We start from the raw sequence: 19,945 nt of genomic DNA on the forward strand, positions 1-19,945 counted from the left end.
GCCCCGGCGGCTCGCCTCATTCGCGCACATCAGCCCAGAGCGAGCGGCACGGCATAGCCGCCGACGACATTGACCCGCACCGGGATGTCGCCGGAGCGTTCCAGCAGCTTGGCGAGGCGGGGGTCGCCCTGGCCGACGAAGTCGGCGATCTCGACCAGATGGACCGACGGGCCGCCGCCGCTCATCCCGGTGGCATGGCCGGCCGGATGCCAGGTGCAGAAGCCGACCGGCGGCAGGCCGCAGGCCTCCAGCGAATCCTTCAGACGGCCGCGGCTGAGGTCGCCGCCGATCTCGATGCTGAGCAGGGTGCGGTCGTCGCCGGTCGGCTCGTGCGGGACGGCGGCGATGGCGAGCGCGTCACGGTTCTCGCCGCGGGCATTGCCGCGCCCGCCGAAGGGCAGACGCGCCACCACCTGCGGCCGGCCGGCGTCGGCCGACACCAGGAAGCGCCACCAGGGATCCGAATCGTCCTCGGCCGGATAGGGCACCACGGCGACGGTCGCCGTCCCTTCCGACACGGCGCGGAGCGCTGCGGCCGGGGTGTTGACGGCGGTCATCGGCACGAAGCCGCCGAAATGGTCGCGCGCCACGTCCCAGAAACCGCGGCGGTCCTCCGGCGCATAGACGGCGACGGCGAAGGGGCCCTGCATGCGGGTGAAGGCGGTGATCATCTCCCGCCAGATGCGGACGACGACCTGGGCGGGGAAGGTGCCGGCATGGCGGGCCATCAGGCGGCGCAGGATCGTCGCCTCGCGCGCCGGGCGGAGGAAGACGGGCTGGGCGCCGGTTTCGGCCGCGCCATTGCCCTTGGCCGCCCCGATGCGCTCCACCACGGCGGCGCGGCGCATCAGCAGGTCGTGGATCGCGTCGTCGATCTGGTCGATTTCGCGGCGCAAATCGTCGAGCGGGGTCCGGGCGGAAGCCATGGGTCAAAAAACCATCGAATGCAGAGCCGGTTAGTAGTAGTCCGCATGCGTCCTGAAATCAAAGAAAACATTGACACTCCGAAGGCCGGCTTCGTAGCTATACGCTCCCGTTCCGCCACAGCTCCCTGACGGTCTCCATCAAGACGCCGTAAGGCTTCCGACAAGGCACGAAACGAGATGTCCGCGGCCCTCGACAGCTCCGCCCCCAATGCCCCCGCCTCCGCCCCCGCCTCCAATGAACAGGTCATGCCGGGCAAGCGCGTGCGTCTGGCGGTCGACCGGCCGATGCGGCTGGACAGCGGGGTGGAGATCGGCGGCTTCCAGATCGCCTACCAGACCTACGGCACGCTGAACGCCGACAAGTCCAACGCGATCTTCATCTGCCACGCCCTGACCGGCGACCATTTCGTGGTGGAGAGGCATCCGGTCACCGGCAAGCCCGGCTGGTGGGAGATGCTGGTCGGCCCCGGCAAGCCGGTGGACACCGACCGCTATTTCGTTATCTGCTCCAACGTGCTGGGCGGCTGCCTGGGCAGCACCGGGCCGAAAGACGTCGATCCCGCCACCGGCCAGCCCTATGGCCTGTCCTTCCCGGTGGTGACCATCGGCGACATGGTGCGGGCGCAGAAGCTGCTGGTCGAGCATCTCGGCATCGAGAAGCTGTTCTGCGTCATCGGCGGCTCGATGGGCGGCATGCAGGTGCTGCAATGGGCGGTCGCCTATCCCGAATCGGTGTTCGCCGCGGTGCCCATCGCCACCGCCGCCCGCCATTCGGCGCAGAACATCGCCTTCCACGAGGTCGGGCGTCAGGCGATCATGGCCGACCCGGAATGGCGGGGCGGCAACTATCTGCTGGAAGGCACCAGGCCGGAGGCCGGTCTGGCCGTCGCCCGCATGGCGGCCCACATCACCTACCTGTCGGAAACGGCCCTGCACCGCAAGTTCGGCCGCAATTTGCAGGACCGCAAGGCGATCACCTACGGCTTCGACGCCGATTTCCAGGTGGAAAGCTACCTGCGCTACCAGGGGGCGGCCTTCGTCGAGCGGTTCGACGCCAACTCCTACCTCTACATCACGCGGGCGATGGATTATTTCGACCTCGCCGCCGATGCCGGGGGCACGCTGGCCAACGCCTTCCGGCCGGGGGGCAAGACCACGCCGGTGCGCTTCTGCCTTGCCAGCTTCTCCAGCGACTGGCTGTTCCCGACCTCGGAATCGCGGGCCATCGTGCATGCGCTGAACGCCGTCGCCGGAAATGTCAGCTTCGTCGAGATCGAGACCGACAAGGGCCACGACGCCTTCCTGCTGGACGAGCCGGAGTTCCATCAGGTCATCCACGGCTTCCTGGAGGGCTGCGCCGAGCATCGCGGCCTGTCCGTCCGCCGCCGCGCGCGCTGAGTGGGATTGGGACTGGACGACCGACCATGCTGGACATTCGCGACGACCTGAAGCTGATCGCCGAGATGGTGGAGCCGAACAGCCGCGTGCTGGACGTCGGCTGCGGCGACGGCGCCCTGCTGGATTACCTGTCCCATACCAAGAATGTCGACGGGCGCGGCATCGAACTCAGCATGGACGGCGTGCGCCAGTGCGTGGCGCACGGGCTGTCGGTGATCCAGGGCGATGCCGAGACCGACCTGAAGGACTATCCGGCGGAAGCCTTCGATTACGTCATCCTGGGCCAGACGCTTCAGGCGATGAAGCAGCCGCGCGACGTGCTGGAGATGCTGTGCCGCATCGGCCGGCGCGCCATCGTGTCGGTGCCGAATTTCGGCTATTGGCGCGTCCGCATGCAGCTGATGCTGACCGGCCGCATGCCGGTGACGGAAAAGCTGGGCTACCAGTGGTGGGAAACGCCCAACATCCATTTCTGCACGCTGCGCGACTTCGTCGTGCTAACGGAGGAGATGGGCATCACCATCGAGCAGACGCGGATCATCAACCGCGCCGGCCGGGTGACCAGCCACGCCCATTCCGGCTTCGCCAACCTGCTGGGCGAGCAGGGCGTCTTCCTGCTGCGGCGGAACGGCTGAGGTTTTCGGGCTGAGGCGGGAACCTCCCGCCTTCAGGATTGTTCATGGTACGTTCCTTTTTGATGAGGTACGGATCATGACGACCAAGCACACCGCCGATAATCACGCAGCCGACCGGCACGACCATGCCGGCCACGAGAATCCGAAGACCGGCGACGATCATTCCAACCGCGATAAGAACCCCGACGACTGGACCACCGGCGACGAGCCGATGACCGGCGCCCAGGCCTCGTACCTGAAGACGCTGAGCGAAGAGGCCGGCGAGTCCTTCGATGACGGCCTGACCAAGGCGGAAGCGTCCAAGCGCATCGACGCGCTTCAGGACAAGACCGGGCGCGGTAAATAAGTCAGGCGGCAACCTGCGGGCATGTTCCGCTGTTAACCAGGGCGATACCGAATCCGAACGGAAGGGTCGCCCTCATGCTCCGCCCCCTCATGCTTGTTCCGGCCGCGGCGCTGCTGCTGACCGGCACCGCCTTTGCCCAGACTGCGCCGGGCGTCGCCACCTCGCCGCCGCTGATGACCGCGCCGCGGCCGGACGACCAGCCGGCGACCGGACAGATCACGTCCCCACCGGGGGTCAGCGGCGAAGCGCCGTCGCATGAGGTGCAGAATCCCGCAGCACCGGTGACGGAGCCGGCGACGGGACCGGTGACGGGCGCGCAGGGCTCGTCGCCGCCGGTGGCGGCACTGCCTTCCGCCGCGCTCAATCCCGAGCAGGCGCGGGCGATGGTGGGGACGGAGCTGCGCACCCGCGACGGGCAGATGGCCGGCCGCATCCTCGACTTCACCATGGACCGCAGCGGCGACCGGGTCGACCGCATCGTGGTGGCGCCGAACGAGGTGCTGGGGCTGGGCGAGAAGCTGGTGGCGCTGCCGGCCGGCACGCTCGCCAACGGTCCAGACGGGCCGATGCTGGACATCGGGCAGGCCGACCTCGACAAGGCGCCGACCTTCGCCTATGGCGACGAGCCGACGCTGACCCGGCCGGAAAGCCAGCAGCCCGCCAACCAGTAGGCCCTCAGGCGGCCGGGCGGCGGCGGAAGATGCCGGTCAGGCAGGCGACGAGGCACAGCCCGGCGCCCAGCCACAGCACCACGACGCTGCCGTCCGCCTTGCCGATGGCGGTGAAGACCAGTCCCACCGTGGCGGCGCCCAGCGTCTGGCCGAGCAGACGGCCGGTCGCCTGGATGCCGCTGGCGCCGCCGCTGCGCTCCTTCGGCGCGCTGCTGACCAGCACCTTGTTGTTCGGCGTTTGGAACAGGCCGAAGCCGAAGCCGGCCAGCGCCATCCGCCAGACCACGTCCAGCGTCGACGGGTCGGACGGCAGCAGAGCCATCAGGGCAAGACCGGCGGCGAAGGCCAGCAGGCCCGCCGCCGCCAGCCGCGTCGGCTCGTAGCGGTCAGCCAGCCGGCCGGAGATCGGGGCGACCAGCGCCACCACCAGCGGCCAGGGCGTCATCAGCAGGCCGGATTCGGTCAGCGACCGGTTCAGCACATCTTCGAAGAAGAAGGGCATCGCAACGAAGACGATGTTCTGCGCAGCGAAGGAGCAGACCGAGGTCACCACCGTCAGGGCGAAGACCGGGCGGCGCAGCAGATCCACCGGCAGCAGCGGTGCCGCCTGCGCCAGCTCGCGCCGCACCAGCGTCGCACCGAGCGCCAGGGCCGCCAGCAGTTCCGCCGCCACCAGCCAGTAGGGCTGGCTGCCGTCCACCCCCTTGAAACCGACGATCAGCAGGCCGAGCGTGCCGGCGTTCAGCGCGGCGCTCAGCCAGTCGAAGCGGTGACCGGCCGGGTTCGACGCCGGCATCGCCCGCGCCGCCACCGCCAGAGCCGCCAGCCCCAGCGGCACATTGACGGCGAACAGCCAGGGCCAGGAGGCCACCGACAGGATCAGCGCCGCAAGGCTGGGCCCCGCCGCGGAGGATACCGCGACGATCATCGCGTTGTAGCCGACGCCGCGGCCGAGATGGGTGGAGGGGTAAATGTGACGGACGAGCGCCAGATTGACGCTCATGATTCCGGCGCCGCCGATGCCCTGCACCACGCGGGCGGCTGTCAGCACCGGCAGGTTCGGCGACAGCGCGCAGGCCAGCGACGCCACGGTGAAGAGCGCGAGCCCGAACCAGTAGACCTTGCGGTAACCGATGATGTCGCCCAGCGATGCGAACGGGAACAGCGAGACGGTGACCGCCAGCTGATAGGCATTGACCACCCAGATCGCGCTGGCGGCATCGACCGCGAACTCGCGCTGGATGGTCGGCAGGGCGATGTTGGCGACCACCCCGTCCAGCACCGCCATGATCAGCGCGACGGTCATCGCCGTCATCGCCCAGTAGCGCTGCGGGATCGGCAGTCCGTCGGACGCCGCCACGGGCGGCTTGCGGGTTGCGGATTGGGCGGGGGCGAGAGGCTGGACGGGGAGATCTGGCATGATGGCGATCAGCATAGAGTCCGATCCACTCTGCGCGGTCGCAGCAATTTCGCATGAAAGCATTGCGGAGACCGGGCGTGCAGGTGGGTCTATGTCCGCCCGGAACTCCTCTCCCGCCCTGGGAGAGGGAAGCTCCTTACGACGCCAAGTCCTTCAAAATCGGGCAGTCCGGCCGCTCGTCGCCGTGGCAGGCGTCCGCCAGCTCGTGCAGCGTGTCGCGCATCGCCTGCAATTCGGCGATCTTCGCCTCCAGCTCGTCGATGTGCTGGAGCGCGATCCGCTTGACCTCCGAACTGCACCGCGAGCGGTCCTGCCACAGCCCGACCAGCTTCTGGATGCGCTCGATCCCGAAGCCCAGCGTGCGCGCCCGCTTGACGAAGCGCAGCACATTCACGTCGCGGTCGCTGTAGACGCGATAGCCCGACGCCGTCCGCCCGGCCTCCGGGATCAGGCCGATGGATTCGTAATAGCGGATCAGCTTGGCGTTGACGCCCGACGCCTTGGCGGCGTCGCCGATGGTCATGCCGTCTCTCATTGCAAATCCCCAGTCTTCGGCTCATTTTGGGGCGGCGTCCAGCCCCGCAGGGTCAGGGCGTTCACCACCACGCTGACCGAACTCAGCGCCATCGCCGCTCCCGCCAGCACCGGGCTGAGGTTGCCCGACGCGGCCAGCGGGATGCCGATCACATTGTAGGCGAAGGCCCAGAACAGCCCCTGGCGGATCTTCGCATAGGTCCGGCGCGACACGTCGATGGAACCGGCGACCAGACGCGGGTCGCCGCGCATCAGGGTGACGCCGGCGCTGTGCATCGCCACGTCGGTGCCGGTCGCCATGGCGATGCCGACATCGGCGGCGGCCAGCGCCGGGGCGTCGTTGATGCCGTCCCCGACCATGCCGACGACTTTGCCCTCCCCCTTCAGGGTCGCGACCACGGCGGCCTTGTCGCCCGGCAGAACCTCGGCGAACACCCGTTCGATGCCCAGCGCCGCCGCGACCGAGCGGGCGGCCCCCTGGCCGTCGCCGGTCACCATCACCGGCTCCACTCCCTGTGCCTTCAGCGAGGCGATGGCGGTGACGGCACTCTCCTTCACCGTGTCGCCGAAGGCTACGAGGCCGAGCAGGCGCGGCGTCTCACCGACCTCGATCAGCCAGGACAGGGTGCGTCCGCTCGCCGACAGTTCCTCCGCCTGCGCGGCGAGAGCACCCGGCTGCAAACCGGCCTCCGCCACCGCGCGGGCATTGCCGAGTTGCAGGCGCCGTCCCGCCACCGTGCCGGCAACGCCGCGGCCGGCCAGCGCGCGGAAATCGCCCGCCGATCCCGGCGCCAAGCCGGCGGCGGCGGCGCGGTCGCGCAGCGCATGGGCGAGCGGATGCTCGCTGCCGGCCTGGAGGGCGGCGGCAAGGCGCAGCAGGGTTTCGCCGTCGGTGCCGTCTGCGGGGATCAGGTCGGTGACGCGCGGCTTGCCTTCGGTCAGCGTGCCGGTCTTGTCGAAGGCGACGGCGGTCAGGGCATGGGCGCGCTCCAGCGCCTCGGCGTCCTTGATGAGAATGCCGTGGCGGGCGGCGACGCCGGTGCCGACCATGATCGCGGTCGGTGTCGCCAGACCGAGCGCGCAGGGGCAGGCGATGACCAGCACCGACACCGCGGTGACGATGGCCACCTCCAGATCGCCGCCGACGATCCACCAGCCGGCAAGCGTCAATGCCGCCACCGCCAGAACCGCCGGGACGAACACGGCGCTGACCCGGTCGACCAGCCGCTGGATCGGCGCCTTCGACGCCTGGGCGCCCTCCACCATGCGGACGATCTGCGCCAGCATGGTCTCGGTGCCGACCGCCGTGGTCTCCACCACCAGCAGGCCGTCGCCGTTGATCGAGCCGCCGGTGACGCGGGCACCCGGCTCCTTGTCGACCGGCAGGCTCTCGCCGGTCAGCATCGATTCGTCGACGCCGCCGCTGCCCTCGACCACCCGGCCGTCGACCGGCACCCGCTCGCCGGGGCGGACCACCACATGGTCGCCGACACGGACGCGCTCCACCGGCACCTCGGTCTCGACGCCATCGCGGCGCAGACGGGCGGTCGCCGGGCGCAAATCCATCAATGCGCGGATCGCCGCCGCGGTCTGGCCCTTGGCCCGCGCCTCCAGCCATTTGCCGAACAGCACGAAGGTGATCAGCACCGACGAGGCTTCGAAATAGAGATGCGGTTCGTGCCCCGGATGCGCCGTCAGCATCAAATAGAGGCTGAGCCCCCAGGCCGCCGAGGTGCCGAGCGCCACCAGCAGATCCATGTTGCCGGCCCCCGCCCGCACAGCGTTCCAGCCGGCGCGGTAGAAGCGCGCGCCGAGCCAGAACTGCACGACGCTGGCAAGCACCAGCTGGACCGGACCCGGCAGCATCCAGTCGGCCCCGAACAGGTCGCCGGCCATGCCGGCCAGCAGCGGCAGCGACAGCGCCGCGGCGATCAGCACATGGTGCAGCTCGCGCCGGCTGCGGTCGGCCCGCAGCTCCTCCTCCGCCTGCTCGCCGCCTTGAGTGACCGGGACCGCGCCATAGCCGACCTTCTCCACCGCGGCGACCAGATCGGCGGTGTCCAGGCTGCCGGCGAAGGCGACGACATGGGCGCGCTCGGTCGCCAGATTGACCGACGCCGAGTCGACACCGGGCAGCCGGTTCAGCGCCTTTTCCACCCGGCCGGAGCACGAGGCGCAGGTCATGCCGGTGACCGACAAATCGAACTCGCGCCGTTCGGCATGGAAGCCGGCGGCCTCGACGGCTTGCGCCGCGGCCCTGGCGTCGGGCGGACCGGCGAAGCTCAGCCGCGCCCGCTCCGTCGCCAGATTGACCGACACGGCGGTGACGCCCGGCACCCGGCCCAGCGCCTTTTCCACCCGGCGGACGCAGGAGGCGCAGGTCATGCCCGACACGCCGATGTCGAGATCGGCGGTGGCTGTGGGGCTGCTGCTGTGCTGGGTCGTGGTCATGCCGGTTCTCCTTCGATTCCGCTCGGCATGACGGGATATGGGGCTTCCAGCGACTGGAAGGTCAAGGGGCGGATCGCCGCAGATTTGCCGGTCCCTGAACAAAAGTCCGACCGGGGCGTTCGTCTCCTGACCGCTTTGCAACTTGCCCGAAGGGACCAGCCCCTTGACCCGCCTGACCATCGCCGAGGCGCAGAGCCGCGTTTCCCACATGCTGACCCATGACGTGGTGGAGGATCTGCGGGCCGTCGAGTATGAGACGCCGCCGCTGGCCGATGCCCCTTCCGCCACGCCGCTGAGCGAACTGCGGCGGGCGGAGGTCAGCTTCAGCCACGCCCCGGGCTCGCCCGACTGCCTCTATCGCATCGGCGCCTTCGGCGATTCGCTGCTGATGCGGCTTCAACTGAATGTCCGGCGCTTCGTCGCGCTCTATCAGGTGCCGGTGAAGGACCCCATCGACAGCAACACCATCGCCCCGCATTTCGAACGCTGGGCCATCGGCGCCGGCCATGCCGGCTGGACCATCGGCTGGCGCGACGGCGTCGATCCCTGGAAACAGGATCTGCGGGTGGTGGAGACCTATTGCTATGCCATGCTGCCGGAAGACTTCCTCGACGAGCCGCTGACCCAGCTCTACTGGCGCACCGACCTGTTGCAGATGACCCGCGCCTTCATGCTGGAGGCGCGGCGGATGGGCATCCGGCTGTCGGTGCCCGACACGGTGTAGCGGAGGTTTCGAAACGGAGGTTTCGCTTGGCGCGGCCGGGGCGGCTGTGCTCAATCGGTATGCAAACACCCTCCGCAGAGCCCGACCAAGAGCCCGCCCATGCCGCCGCTTCCCATTCCGATGCCGACCGACCTCTCCGCCCTGCTGACGGTGATGGATTTCATCGGCGTGTTCGTCTTCGGGCTCAGCGGCGGCACGCTGGCGGTGCGCAAGCGGCTGGACCTGTTCGGGGTGATGGTGCTGTCGCTGGCGGCGGCGCTGGCCGGCGGCGTGGTGCGCGACCTGCTGATCGGCGCGCTGCCGCCCGCCAGCCTGCGCGACGACAGCTATCTGATGGTGGCGCTGGCCGCCGGGCTGACCGCCTTCCTGTTCCATGGCCCGATCAACCGTCTGGGCAAGCCGGTGATGGTGCTGGACGCCGCCGGCCTCGGGCTGTTCACCGTCGCCGGCTGCGGCAAGGCTCTGGCCTTTGGGCTGAGCCCGCTGCCGGCCGCCCTCCTGGGGGTGATGACCGCCTGCGGCGGCGGAGCGATGCGCGATTTGCTGGTGGCGGAGGTGCCGCGGGTGCTGCGCGAGGAGATCTACGCCATGGCGTCGCTGCTGGGGGCGGCGGTGGTGATCGCCGGCAACCGCCTGGACCTGCCGCCGGTGCCGGTCGCGGTGGTCGGCGCGCTCGCCGTCTTCGCGCTTCGCGTGGTCAGCGTGCTGCGCAACTGGAGCGCCCCGCGGGCACCGGGGAGTTGAGAGACGCATTTGCCCGAATCCCCCTCTCCCCCCCGGGGAGAGGGTCGGGGTGAGGGGGATCCGCTTCGAGGATCTTTTCGGCTACGCCGAACCCCCTCATCCTAACCTTCTCCCCAGGGGGGAGAAGGGATAATCACCTTACGCCCGCTTGCCCCAGCCCGGCATCGGGAACACCGGGTCGGCTTCCGCCGACGCCTTCGGCAGCACCACGGTCGGGCGCAGCTTGTGGTTCTGGATGCAGGCGGAGATCAGGTTGGTGTTCTGGCCCTTGTCGTCGAAGGTGATCGCCGGGCCGACCATCAGCTTGTCCGACAGGTTGGTCTGGCGCAGGGCCGCCAGCATCGCCGACGCTTCCGCCGTGCCGGCGCGCTTGAAGGCGTCGGCGGCGATCAGGATCGCCTCGAAGGTGAAGGCGACGTTGAAGGCATAGCCCTCGAACCGGTCGTTCGGGAACTGCTTCTTGAAAGCCGCCTCGACCCGCTTGGTCATCGCCGCCTTGGGGTCGTACCAAGGCAGGTTGGTGATGGCGTAGTCGGCGTACTTGCCCAACACCTTGTAGAACTGCTCGTCATAGAGGCCGGGCGAACCGGGGGAGACGATGCCCTTGGGCTCCCAGCGCTGCTTCACCATCTCGCGCACCATCATGATGGCGTCGTTGGCGCGGGTGGTGACGATGGCAAGTTCGGCCCCGGTGCCCTTGGCCTTCGCCACCTCGACCGCCAGATCCTGTGCCTTGGGATCGTAGGAGATCGACTCCACGATCTGGAACGGCATGTCCAGCTTGGGGAACAGCGCGTCGATGGCGGCCTTGTTCGCCATGCCGAAGGTGTCGTTGGCGTGCAGGAACACGGCCGTCTTCGGGGTGGTGCCGGTGGCGGCGAACAGCTCCTTCATCAGCGACATCCCGTTCGACACCAGCATGGTGGAGGTCGGGAAGTTGCGGAAGACGGTCTTGTAGCCCTGCTCGGTCAGCTTGTCGGCGGCGGCGATGTTCATCACCAGCGGCACGCCGCGCTGTTCGCAGACCTGGGCGGCGGCGGCGGTCTGGCCGCTGTCGAAGGCGCCGACGATGACATGGGCGCCGTCGTTGATCAGCTTTTCCGTGCGCGAACGGGCGACGTCGGCGTTCGATTCGGTGTCGGCCGACAACACCTCGACCTTGTAGCCGAGTTCGGACAGCACCGCAGGCGCGATGTCGGCGCCGCGCTGGCAGGCCTGACCGGCTTGGGCCAGCAGGCCGGAACGCGGCAGCAGCACGCCGACCTTCAGCGTGGTGTCCTGCGCGAAGACTGGCGCACGGCCGAAGCCGGCCAGCACGCCGCCGGCGATGGCGGCCTGCCCCAACGTGCGGCGGGAAAGGGCGAGTCCTCCGGTGGAACGGTTCTTATGGTCGTTGGTCATGATGCTGCGGGGGCCTTTTTTGGCTGGACGCACTGCGGATCGGGTCCGCTCTGATCGACCGAAGAGTTCACCGCGTCCCCCCTCCGTGTCAAAGTGGAATCGCCGAAGCCCTTCGTTTCGCAATGGCCTTCGTTTCGCAATGGATTGAAAACACATGCCCGCCAGCGGCCGGACCGTCACCCTCGACGAAGCGCTCGCCATTGCGCTCGACCACCTCAAATCCGGCCGGCTTGCCGAGGGTGAGGACCTGTACGCCCTCATCCTCGATGCCGATCCCGGCAACGCCGAGGCGTTGCACCGGATGGGCTTCATCGCCGGCCGACGGGGCGACATGGAGCGCGCGCTGGACCTGCTGACCCGCTCGGTGGAGCGGGCGCCGGATGCCGACGCGCTGTTCAACCTCGGCACCATCCATCACCGCGCGTTGAGGACGGAGGAGGCCATCGTCACCTACCGCCGGTCCCTGGCGCTGCGCCCCGATTTTCCCGACTGCGAATATCATCTGAGCGAAGCCTTGCAAGGCGCCGGACGGCTCGACGAAGCGCTGGCGGCGCTGGACATGCTGCTGGGCCGCCACCCCCATTTCCCCGCCGGCTGGCGCCAGCATGGCGACATCGCGGCCGATCTGGGCCGCCCCGGCGCCGCGGTGCATTTCTACGAGATGGCGCTGGCGCTGAACCCCGCCGACGAGCAGTCGCAGGAGAGGGTGGCGGTGCAGGAGGCCGCCTTCCGCACCCGGCAGACGGCGATGGCGGCGCGGCTGCCGGACGGGCGGCACGACCTGCGCGACACCACTATCCTGATCCCCTTCCGCGCCGACAGCGACGACCGCAAGCGCAACCTGCGCTGGATCGCCGGTTTCCTGCTGAAGCATGTCGACGCCACCCTGCTGATCGGCGAGGACAAGGACGGGCCGAGCGACCTGTCCGACGCGCTCGGCCCCGATCTCGCCGCCCGCTGCCGCCATCTGCACCTGCGCGGCAACGACACGCCCTTCACCCACAAGGCACACCTGATCAACCGCATGGTCGAGGCGGCGGAAACCCCCATCGTCGCCCTGCACGACACCGACATCGTGGTAGACCCGGTTCAATATGCGCTGGCGCGCGACCGGGTGCGTCAGGGGGGCGGGCTGGTGTTTCCCTACAATGGACTGTTCTTCCGGATCATGGGGCAAGAGGTTCAGCGCTTCGGCTATACGCTGTCGGCTGCCCCGTTGAATGTGGTCTGTCCGCGTTTTTCGCTGATTCACCGCAACTCTCCCGGCGGCAGCGCCTTCTTCGACCGGGAACGGCTGCTGGCCAATGGCGGCTACAACGAAGCCTTCCTGTCCTGGGGATACGAGGATGACGAGATCGTCGAACGCTTCGTCCGGCTGGGCCTGAGCGTGGAGCGGGTGCCCGGTCCGCTCTATCACCTGGAACATGCGCGGCCGGCGAACTCGTCGGAACAGAATCCGTTCTTCGCGGCCAACCGGGCGGAGCTGGACCGCGTGTGTGCCGCCGACAGCGGTGCTTTGCGGGCCGACATCGCCGCCGGACGGCTGCGCCGGCCGCTGCTGTCGTCGCGTGACCTTGCCACCCCTCCGCTATCCCCTCGAACGGCGTGAATGCGGTGCAACAGAAGAAGCCCCCTTCGCCCCCTTGAAGAGCCGGCGGCCCGGACACAGCTGAGTGGGTGCACTGTGACAAAATCGAGAACTGCCGCGTGTTGAGCTTGGCACGGAAACTGTGGGCTGACGCCACGTCGGGCGCTTCCTCGGCCGGGCGGACGGGACCGGCAACGGTGCCGCGCGGCATGCGCGTCTATGCGGTCGGCGACATCCATGGCCGGCTCGACCTGCTGGACCAGATGCTGGGTCAGATCGCCCGCGATGCCGATCAGGCGCCGAACCTGCTGAAATACCTCGTCTTCCTCGGCGATTACGTCGACCGCGGCCCGGATTCGCGGCTGGTGATCGAACGGCTGGCCTGCGGGCTGCCGCCGGCCTTCGGCGCCGTGTTCCTGCGCGGCAACCACGAGGACACGATGCTGGGCTTCCTGTCGGACCTGCGCGTTGCCCCCGGCTGGCTGACCTATGGCGGCGACGCGACCCTGGAAAGCTACGGCATCCCGGCCCCCGACCCCGATGCACCAGTGGAGCATCTGCAACAGGCGCAGCTGATGCTGAACAGCCTGCTGCCCGCCCATCACCGCGCTTTCCTGACGGGCCTGCGCAACCATCTGACCATCGGCGACTACCATTTCGTCCATGCCGGCGTCCGCCCCGGCGTGCCGCTCGACCGGCAGGAGGACCAGGACCGGCTGTGGATCCGCGAAGCCTTCCTGGCGTCGCGCGCCGACCATGGCAAAATGGTCGTCCATGGCCACACCATCGCGCCGGAACCGGAACTGCTGCCCAACCGCATCGGCATCGACACCGGCGCCTACGCCACCAACCGCCTGACCGCCCTGGTGCTGGAAGGGACGGAGCGGCGGTTCCTGTGCACGGTGTGAGAAGGCGTCTGGCCGGAATTGGGGGACTCGGCGCCGGGGCAATGGCTAAAAAGCACATCTGCCCCAATGGAAACGTCCAGCCGGTGTTTCACGGCGCATAATAGCCGGCTTCGACGCGAGTGTGCCCGCGCATCCCGCGGCACGCCCACGCCTCACCTCAGGGAGGGGCACATGGATCGCCAAGCGGATCGCCAAGCCGTATACCAGGAAATCACGGACATCTTCGGGCTGGTTCCATCCTTCTTCAAGGAACTGCCCGACACCACCATCGAAGCCGAATGGCGCCTTTTCAAGGCCGTGCAGGTCGATGACGGGCCGATCCCCCAGAAATACCGCGAACTGATCGGTCTGGGGATTGCCGCCGTCATGAAGTGCCGGTACTGCGCCTTCTATCATACGGCACTCGCCAAGCTGTTCGGCGCGACGCAGGACGAGATCGAGGCCGCCGTTCATTACGCGAAGTCCAGCGCGGGCTGGAGCGCCTACCTCAATGGCATGCAGGTGGATTACGACACCTTCACACGGGAGGTCGATCAGGCCTGCGACCATGTGCGGAGCCAGATGTCGCAGCAGCAGCGCGCCGCCTGACGAGGCAGCCAATACGGCACCAGCCCTGAAACGACGAAAGGCTTCCGGATCACTCCGGAAGCCTTTGTCTTTATGGTCGGAGAGAGAGGATTCGAACCTCCGGCCCCTGCCTCCCGAAAGCAGTGCTCTACCAGGCTGAGCTACTCTCCGGTCCTGTCACCGCCGGCCGGTCACTCTTAAGTGCGCCGCCCGTCGGTGGAGCGGGTGTATAAACGGTTCCGGCCGGCGACGCAATGCAAAGTCACAGCCCGCCCGCTGCATTTTTGCCATGCTGTTTTGTAGGGGCATTCGATCAGGCTGTTCCGCCCTACCGGACGGCAGCCCTGAAACGACGAAGGGCTCCCGGATTTCTCCGGAAGCCCTTTTCGTAGACAATCGTCTTTATGGTCGGAGAGAGAGGATTCGAACCTCCGGCCCCTGCCTCCCGAAAGCAGTGCTCTACCAGGCTGAGCTACTCTCCGGTCCTGTCACCGTCGGCCGGTCACTTGTGTGTGCGCCGTCCGCCGGTGGAGGGGGTGTATAAACGGTCCGGACCGGGGGCGCAACGCAAAAAAATGCGTCATCGTCAAAAAGATCCGGACCGTCGATCCACCCTCTCCGCAGCCTTGTCAGAAATCGCGATCGATCACGAAATCAATGACTTCCAGCAACGCCTGCTTGACCGGCCCGTCGGCGAACAGGCCCAGGCTGTCGCGGGCGATGGAGCCGTAATGGCGCGCACGTTCCACCGTGTCCTTCAGGGCGTTGTGGCGGGCCATCAGCGCCTGGGCACGCTCCAGGTCGCCGTCCTTCTGGTCCAGCTCCTCCATCACCCGGCGCCAGAAGGCGCGTTCCTCGTCGTTGCCGCGGCGGAAGGCCAGCACGACCGGCAGGGTGATCTTGCCCTCGCGGAAATCGTCGCCGACCGTCTTGCCCAGCTTCGCCTGCAAGGCCGAGTAGTCCAGCACGTCGTCGACCAGCTGGAAGGCGATGCCGAGATTCATGCCGTAGTCGTAGAGCGCCATCTCCTCCGCCTGCGGGCGGTTGGCGACGACGGCGCCGACGCGGCAGGCGGCGGCGAACAGTTCGGCCGTCTTGCCCTTGATGACCTCGAGATAGGCCTGCTCGCTGGTCTCGGTGTCGTTGGTGGTGCGGAGCTGCAGCACCTCGCCTTCGGCGATGATGGCGGACGCGCCGGACAGGATGCGCAGCACGTCGAGCGACTGCACCTCCACCATCATCTCGAAGGCACGGGAGAACAGGAAATCGCCGACCAGCACGCTGGCCTTGTTGCCGAACACCGCGTTGGCCGAGGCCATGCCGCGGCGCAGGTCGCTCTCGTCGACCACGTCGTCGTGCAGCAGGGTCGCGCTGTGGATGAACTCCACCACCGCGGCCAGCAACCGGTGATGCTCCCCCTGGTAGCCGCACAGGTTGGCGGCCGCCAACGTCAGCACCGGTCGCAGGCGCTTGCCGCCGGCGGCGATCAGATAGCCCGCCAGCTGGGGAATCATCTCGACCTGCGACTGCATGCGGTCGAGGATGATCTGGTTGACGGCGCTGAGGTCCTCGGCCACCAAAGCGGTCAGGTCGTCGAGCGGGGTAGACTTGCGCCGTTTCGGCTCGAAGTTGGTCACGACCGCCAAGGTCGACTCCACGGATGATTGACGCCAGAATTTGCGCTAGGGAGCATAACGGCCTAGGCTCTTCGGTCAAGTCCGCAGGGGGCCGTTATTTCGAGACGCCCGTCCTTTCGAGAAACCATGACCGAACTTCTGCGCACCACCGATCCCGTCCGCCTGTCCTGGCTGGTCGCCCTGCTTGCCGATGCCGGGATCGAGGCCGTCGTGCTGGACAGCTACACCAGCATCCTCGAAGGGTCCATCGGTGCCATTCCCCGGCGGCTGATGGTCGATACGGAAGACGCCGCACAGGCAGTCCGCATCCTGCGCGAGGCCGGCGAAGCGTGACCGGCACGATCATTCCGGCTTCGGAACAAAGCGTCGAAGCGCCAGTGAATTCACCCGTGGATTTCCTGCTGAACGGCCGGGTCAGGCTGCTCCAGCCTGAGGGCGGCTATCGCGCCGCCATCGATCCGGTCTTCCTCGCCGCGATCACCGACGCCGGCGACGGCGAGCGGGTTCTGGATGTCGGCACCGGCACCGGAGCTGCGGCACTGTGCCTCGCCGTCCGGGTGCCGGGGGCGGCGGTGGTCGGGCTGGAGCAGCGGGCCGATGCCTGCGCCTTCGCCCGCCGCAATGCCGCGCTCAGCGGTGTTGCGGAGCGGGTGACGGTGGTGGAAGGCGACCTGCTGGCCCCGCCGGACGCGCTCGGCAGCGCCGGATTCGACCGGGTGATGATGAATCCGCCCTATCTGAAGGCGGGGGCCGCCAGCGTCCCGCCCGACGGCTGGAAGGCCGCCGCGAATGTGGAAGGGGCAGCGCAGCTGGCCGACTGGGTGCGCTTCGCCGGCTGCATGCTGAAGCCGCGCGGCACCCTGACCATGGTCCACCGCGCCGACCGGATCGAGGACATCCTGCACGCGCTGCGCGGCCGGTTCGGCAGCCTGGTCCTGGTGCCGCTGTGGCCCAAGCCCGGGGTGGAGGCCAAGCGTCTGCTGCTGGTCGCCCGCAAGGGCGGCAGGGCGCCGGCCCGCCTGACCGCCGGCCTGACGGTGCACAAGGCCGAAGGTGGCTACAGCCCGGAGGCGGAGCGGGTGCTGAGGGACGCCGAAGCGTTGGCGTTCTAGCCGATTTTTAGCGGGGGCGGAGCCTTTCAATCGGGAGACTTCAATCCCATCTCTGCCGGCATGAGCCTGAAATCCCTCCTCGCCAAACTCCCCTTCGGCCCCTGGCGCAAGGCCGGGCCGCTGGTGTCCGTCGTCCGCCTGACCGGGGTCATCGGCCAGGGCGGTCCGCTCCGCTCCGGCCTGACACTGGCGGGCGTCGCCCCGCTGCTGGAGCGCGCCTTCGCGCCCAAGGACCAGAAGGCGGTGGCGCTGATCGTCAACTCGCCGGGCGGGTCGCCGGTGCAGTCGGCGCTGATCGCCAAGCGGATCCGCGATCTGGCGGAAGAGAAGAAGGTGCCGGTCTTCGCCTTCTGCGAGGATGCCGCGGCCTCGGGCGGCTACTGGCTGGCCTGCGCGGCGGACGAGATCTGGGCCGACGAAAGCTCCATCGTCGGCTCCATCGGCGTGGTGTCGTCCGGCTTCGGGCTGCATGGGCTGATCGAGCGCCACGGCATCGAACGGCGCCTCTACACCGCCGGCGACAAGAAGGTGCTGCTCGACCCCTTCTCGCCGGAGCGGGAGGACGGGGTCGCCCATCTGAAGGCCCTCCAGGCCGACGTGCACGAGGCATTCAAGGCGATGGTGCGCACCCGCCGCGGCACCCGCCTGACCGGACCGGAGGAGGAACTGTTCTCCGGCGCCTTCTGGGCCGGGCGGAGGGCGCTGGCGCTCGGGCTGATCGACGGGCTGGGCGACCTCCGCTCGGTCATGCGCGGGCGCTTCGGCGAGAAGGTGCGGCTGCGCATGGTGCAGCAGGAAGGCGGCATGCTGCGGCGGCTGCGGCTGCGCGCCGGATACGGCAACGCCCCGGCCTTGGAGGCCGGGGCGCATGAGGCCTTCGCCGATGCCCTGGTCGCGGCCGCCCGCACCTCTCTTGACGATTGGGCGGCCTGGGCGAAGCTGGGGCGTTGAGGAGAACCCGCCGTCAGCGCTCGGCGGTGACCGGTGCCGCCTGAAGCCCGTAATCGTCGGCCTGGATGAAGGCCGCGCGCAGTGGCTTCAGGACGAACAATGCCAGCACCGCGGCGACCAGATTGAAGCTGGCGGCGATGTAGAACACGGCGTGCCACCCGAAATGGCTGGCGATGATGCTGCTGAGCGGGACCAGCAGCGCCGCCGTGCCCTTGGCGGTGTAGAGCATGCCGGCGTTGGTCGCCGCGAACTTCGAGCCGAAGGTGTCGCCGGCGGTGGCCGGGAACAGGCTGTAGATCTCGCCGAAGACGCAGAAGAACATCGCGGTGAAGATCACGAACATCACCGGGTTGCGGCCGAGCTGCGTCACCAGGACGATGGCGAGCGCCGCGATGCCGAAGGCGATGAACATGGTGTTCTCGCGGCCGATGCGGTCCGACACCCAGCCGAAGAAGGGCCGGCCGGCGCCGTCGAGGATCCGGTCGATGGAGATCGCCAGCGTCAGCGCCGGCAGGACGAGGCCGAACATGTTGATCGGCGAATCGGCGACGTGGAAGTCATGGGCGATGGGCGCGATCTGGGCCGCCGCCATCAGGCCGCCGGACGCCACCATCACGAACATGACGTAGAGCAGCCAGAAGACCGGGGTGCGGATGACGCGGGACGGCGGATGGTCGATTTTGGTCTGGGCAAGCCCGCTCTTGCGCACCGGGCCGCTCGACTTCGGCGCCTTGCGCAGGAAGAAGGACAGCACGAAGATCACCACGCCCTGCCCGATGCCGAAGACCAGGAAGGCCTGCTCGTAGCCTTGGGAGGCGATCATGTTGGCGATGGGGATGACCGTGGCGCCGGCACCGGCGCCGAAGCCGGCGGCAGTGACGCCCGCGGCCAGACCGCGCTGCTGCGGGAACCATTTCAGCGCGTTGCCGACGCAGGTGCCATAGACGCAGCCGGCGCCGATGCCGGAGATCACCGCCGCGGTGTAGAGCATCGGCAGCGAGGTGGCCTGGCTGTCGATCACCCAGGAGCCGCCGACCAGCAGGCTGCCGACCAGCACCACCACCTGCGGGCCGTAGCGGTCGACGAACCAGCCCTCGACCGGGACCAGCCAGGTTTCGGTGAAGACGAAGATGGAAAAGGCGATCTGGATGGCCGCGCGTCCCCAGCCATGCTTGGCATCGATGGGATCGACGAACAGCGTCCAGCCATATTGCAGGTTCGCGATCATCGCCATGCACAGCAGGCCGACGCTGAGCTGGAACCATTTGTTGTGCAGAAGACCGCGGTCTTCGGTCGTCTCTGTGGTCATGCCCCAAAGTCCCGTTGAGCGTGGGGGCGCAGGATCGGCGGGGTGTGGCTGTCCGCTGTGGCGGGCCACCCGCATCGCACCGCGTCGAGCGCCGTTCGGACATGACTGTGCGCCTCAACAATCCGTATCCCAAATACCGGATACCGAATGCGTTATTCTTTTCCACATCGTGGAATGCGTTGAAAAGTCTCGCTTTTTCACGTTGGCAGGCATGCACCGATTGCTTGCCTTGCGAACAGAACTGTCAAGGCAGAGCCATGCGGCGCACACATATTTGAAATACGGTATCTGGTATACATAATATCTTGTTGCGGTGCGGCGGCAGGCGCATGATCCGGTCATGTTCAACGGCGCTGACGAGCCGCGCCGCAGCCAGGGGAAATCGCATGATGTCCAGCATCCTGACCCGCCTGTTCGCCGGTTCCGCCACTCTGGCCACCGCCGGCTTCGCCCCTGCGGGAGTCGACTTTCCCGCGTCGTTCCCGCACGTCGCTCTGCCGGATCTGTTCGCCGGTTTCCGCACCCGCCACGGCGGCGGCAAGCGCAAGCCGGAATCGCCGGACGTCGCGCTGTCCTGGGCCGAGTTCGGCCGGGGGTTCTGATGGGTGGGCTGAGCGGTTCTT

20 protein-coding genes and 2 tRNA genes are annotated in these 19,945 nt (G+C 68.2%); 13 read left to right on the top strand and 9 right to left on the bottom strand.

Going from position 1 to position 19,945, the window contains the following annotated elements; all coding sequences use genetic code 11:
• Positions 1 to 29 precede the first annotated feature (29 nt).
• Positions 30 to 926, bottom strand: coding sequence for a chorismate mutase (gene pheA, locus ABNQ40_RS13375; RefSeq protein WP_098737531.1), 897 nt, complete (start codon positions 924 to 926; stop codon positions 30 to 32).
• A 177-nt stretch (positions 927 to 1,103) separates the two neighbouring features.
• Between pheA and ABNQ40_RS13380 the strand changes: the two genes are divergently transcribed.
• From ABNQ40_RS13380 to ABNQ40_RS13395, 4 genes are all read left to right on the top strand, one after another.
• Positions 1,104 to 2,324, top strand: coding sequence for a homoserine O-acetyltransferase (locus ABNQ40_RS13380; protein WP_391346837.1), 1,221 nt, complete (start codon positions 1,104 to 1,106; stop codon positions 2,322 to 2,324).
• Between the two features lie 26 nt (positions 2,325 to 2,350).
• Positions 2,351 to 2,959: a methionine biosynthesis protein MetW gene (gene metW / locus ABNQ40_RS13385; protein ID WP_109050138.1), complete on the top strand. Its 609-nt coding sequence runs from the start codon at positions 2,351 to 2,353 to the stop codon at positions 2,957 to 2,959.
• A 76-nt stretch (positions 2,960 to 3,035) separates the two neighbouring features.
• Positions 3,036 to 3,305, top strand: a complete 270-nt coding sequence (locus ABNQ40_RS13390; protein ID WP_109050137.1) for a DUF3072 domain-containing protein — start codon at positions 3,036 to 3,038, stop codon at positions 3,303 to 3,305.
• A gap of 74 nt (positions 3,306 to 3,379) precedes the next feature.
• On the top strand, positions 3,380 to 3,976 hold the full coding sequence (locus ABNQ40_RS13395; RefSeq protein ID WP_109050136.1) for a PRC-barrel domain-containing protein: 597 nt from the start codon (positions 3,380 to 3,382) through the stop codon (positions 3,974 to 3,976).
• 4 nt (positions 3,977 to 3,980) lie between these two features.
• Here ABNQ40_RS13395 and ABNQ40_RS13400 read toward each other — a convergent pair whose 3' ends face one another.
• The 3 genes from ABNQ40_RS13400 to ABNQ40_RS13410 form a co-directional block, all read right to left on the bottom strand.
• Positions 3,981 to 5,396 carry an MFS transporter gene (locus ABNQ40_RS13400; RefSeq protein WP_247879818.1) on the bottom strand — a complete coding sequence of 472 codons (1,416 nt, stop codon included), beginning with the start codon at positions 5,394 to 5,396 and terminating at the stop codon, positions 3,981 to 3,983.
• A 136-nt stretch (positions 5,397 to 5,532) separates the two neighbouring features.
• Positions 5,533 to 5,919 carry a Cu(I)-responsive transcriptional regulator gene (gene cueR / locus ABNQ40_RS13405; protein WP_109050134.1) on the bottom strand — a complete coding sequence of 129 codons (387 nt, stop codon included), beginning with the start codon at positions 5,917 to 5,919 and terminating at the stop codon, positions 5,533 to 5,535.
• Between the two features lie 8 nt (positions 5,920 to 5,927).
• Positions 5,928 to 8,381, bottom strand: a complete 2,454-nt coding sequence (locus tag ABNQ40_RS13410) for a heavy metal translocating P-type ATPase (protein WP_109050133.1) — start codon at positions 8,379 to 8,381, stop codon at positions 5,928 to 5,930.
• 163 nt (positions 8,382 to 8,544) lie between these two features.
• Between ABNQ40_RS13410 and ABNQ40_RS13415 the strand changes: the two genes are divergently transcribed.
• Both ABNQ40_RS13415 and ABNQ40_RS13420 read left to right on the top strand, forming a co-directional pair.
• Positions 8,545 to 9,105, top strand: a complete 561-nt coding sequence (locus tag ABNQ40_RS13415) for a hypothetical protein (RefSeq protein WP_109050132.1) — start codon at positions 8,545 to 8,547, stop codon at positions 9,103 to 9,105.
• 99 nt (positions 9,106 to 9,204) lie between these two features.
• Positions 9,205 to 9,849: a trimeric intracellular cation channel family protein gene (locus ABNQ40_RS13420; RefSeq protein ID WP_109050131.1), complete on the top strand. Its 645-nt coding sequence runs from the start codon at positions 9,205 to 9,207 to the stop codon at positions 9,847 to 9,849.
• Positions 9,850 to 9,987: 138 nt separating this feature from the next.
• Here the strand turns inward: ABNQ40_RS13420 and ABNQ40_RS13425 are convergent, their stop codons facing one another.
• A complete protein-coding gene (locus ABNQ40_RS13425) occupies positions 9,988 to 11,250 on the bottom strand; it encodes an ABC transporter substrate-binding protein (protein WP_109050130.1) in 1,263 nt (420 codons plus the stop codon).
• 154 nt (positions 11,251 to 11,404) lie between these two features.
• On the opposite strand from ABNQ40_RS13425, the gene ABNQ40_RS13430 reads away from it, so the two are divergent.
• From ABNQ40_RS13430 to ABNQ40_RS13440, 3 genes are all read left to right on the top strand, one after another.
• Positions 11,405 to 12,859 (top strand): tetratricopeptide repeat protein, encoded by a 1,455-nt coding sequence (locus ABNQ40_RS13430; RefSeq protein ID WP_109050129.1) that lies wholly within the window; start codon positions 11,405 to 11,407, stop codon positions 12,857 to 12,859.
• 98 nt (positions 12,860 to 12,957) lie between these two features.
• On the top strand, positions 12,958 to 13,746 hold the full coding sequence (locus tag ABNQ40_RS13435; RefSeq protein WP_109050128.1) for a metallophosphoesterase family protein: 789 nt from the start codon (positions 12,958 to 12,960) through the stop codon (positions 13,744 to 13,746).
• Positions 13,747 to 13,917: 171 nt separating this feature from the next.
• A complete protein-coding gene (locus tag ABNQ40_RS13440; RefSeq protein WP_158282115.1) occupies positions 13,918 to 14,334 on the top strand; it encodes a carboxymuconolactone decarboxylase family protein in 417 nt (138 codons plus the stop codon).
• Between the two features lie 73 nt (positions 14,335 to 14,407).
• Here the strand turns inward: ABNQ40_RS13440 and ABNQ40_RS13445 are convergent.
• The 3 genes from ABNQ40_RS13445 to ABNQ40_RS13455 form a co-directional block, all read right to left on the bottom strand.
• A tRNA-Pro gene (locus ABNQ40_RS13445) sits at positions 14,408 to 14,484 on the bottom strand.
• Positions 14,485 to 14,718: 234 nt separating this feature from the next.
• Positions 14,719 to 14,795: transfer RNA gene (locus ABNQ40_RS13450), tRNA-Pro, on the bottom strand.
• A gap of 147 nt (positions 14,796 to 14,942) precedes the next feature.
• On the bottom strand, positions 14,943 to 15,959 hold the full coding sequence (locus ABNQ40_RS13455; RefSeq protein WP_109490959.1) for a polyprenyl synthetase family protein: 1,017 nt from the start codon (positions 15,957 to 15,959) through the stop codon (positions 14,943 to 14,945).
• Between the two features lie 117 nt (positions 15,960 to 16,076).
• Between ABNQ40_RS13455 and ABNQ40_RS13460 the strand changes: the two genes are divergently transcribed.
• From ABNQ40_RS13460 to ABNQ40_RS13470, 3 genes are read left to right on the top strand one after another with little or no spacing between them, the layout of a single operon-like run.
• Positions 16,077 to 16,283, top strand: coding sequence for a DUF2007 domain-containing protein (locus tag ABNQ40_RS13460; RefSeq protein ID WP_109050126.1), 207 nt, complete (start codon positions 16,077 to 16,079; stop codon positions 16,281 to 16,283).
• Positions 16,284 to 16,327: 44 nt separating this feature from the next.
• Positions 16,328 to 17,062, top strand: a complete 735-nt coding sequence (locus ABNQ40_RS13465) for a tRNA1(Val) (adenine(37)-N6)-methyltransferase (protein ID WP_391346846.1) — start codon at positions 16,328 to 16,330, stop codon at positions 17,060 to 17,062.
• Positions 17,063 to 17,122: 60 nt separating this feature from the next.
• Positions 17,123 to 18,013, top strand: a complete 891-nt coding sequence (locus ABNQ40_RS13470) for a S49 family peptidase (RefSeq protein WP_109050124.1) — start codon at positions 17,123 to 17,125, stop codon at positions 18,011 to 18,013.
• Between the two features lie 13 nt (positions 18,014 to 18,026).
• Here ABNQ40_RS13470 and oxlT read toward each other — a convergent pair whose 3' ends face one another.
• Positions 18,027 to 19,322 (bottom strand): oxalate/formate MFS antiporter, encoded by a 1,296-nt coding sequence (gene oxlT / locus ABNQ40_RS13475; RefSeq protein ID WP_109050123.1) that lies wholly within the window; start codon positions 19,320 to 19,322, stop codon positions 18,027 to 18,029.
• 386 nt (positions 19,323 to 19,708) lie between these two features.
• Here oxlT and ABNQ40_RS13480 point away from each other — a divergent pair, with 386 nt between their 5' ends.
• On the top strand, positions 19,709 to 19,924 hold the full coding sequence (locus ABNQ40_RS13480) for a hypothetical protein (RefSeq protein ID WP_109050122.1): 216 nt from the start codon (positions 19,709 to 19,711) through the stop codon (positions 19,922 to 19,924).
• Positions 19,925 to 19,945 lie beyond the last annotated feature (21 nt).

It is taken from the genome of Azospirillum sp. A23, from assembly GCF_042938965.1.
Lineage (GTDB): Bacteria > Pseudomonadota > Alphaproteobacteria > Azospirillales > Azospirillaceae > Azospirillum > Azospirillum melinis.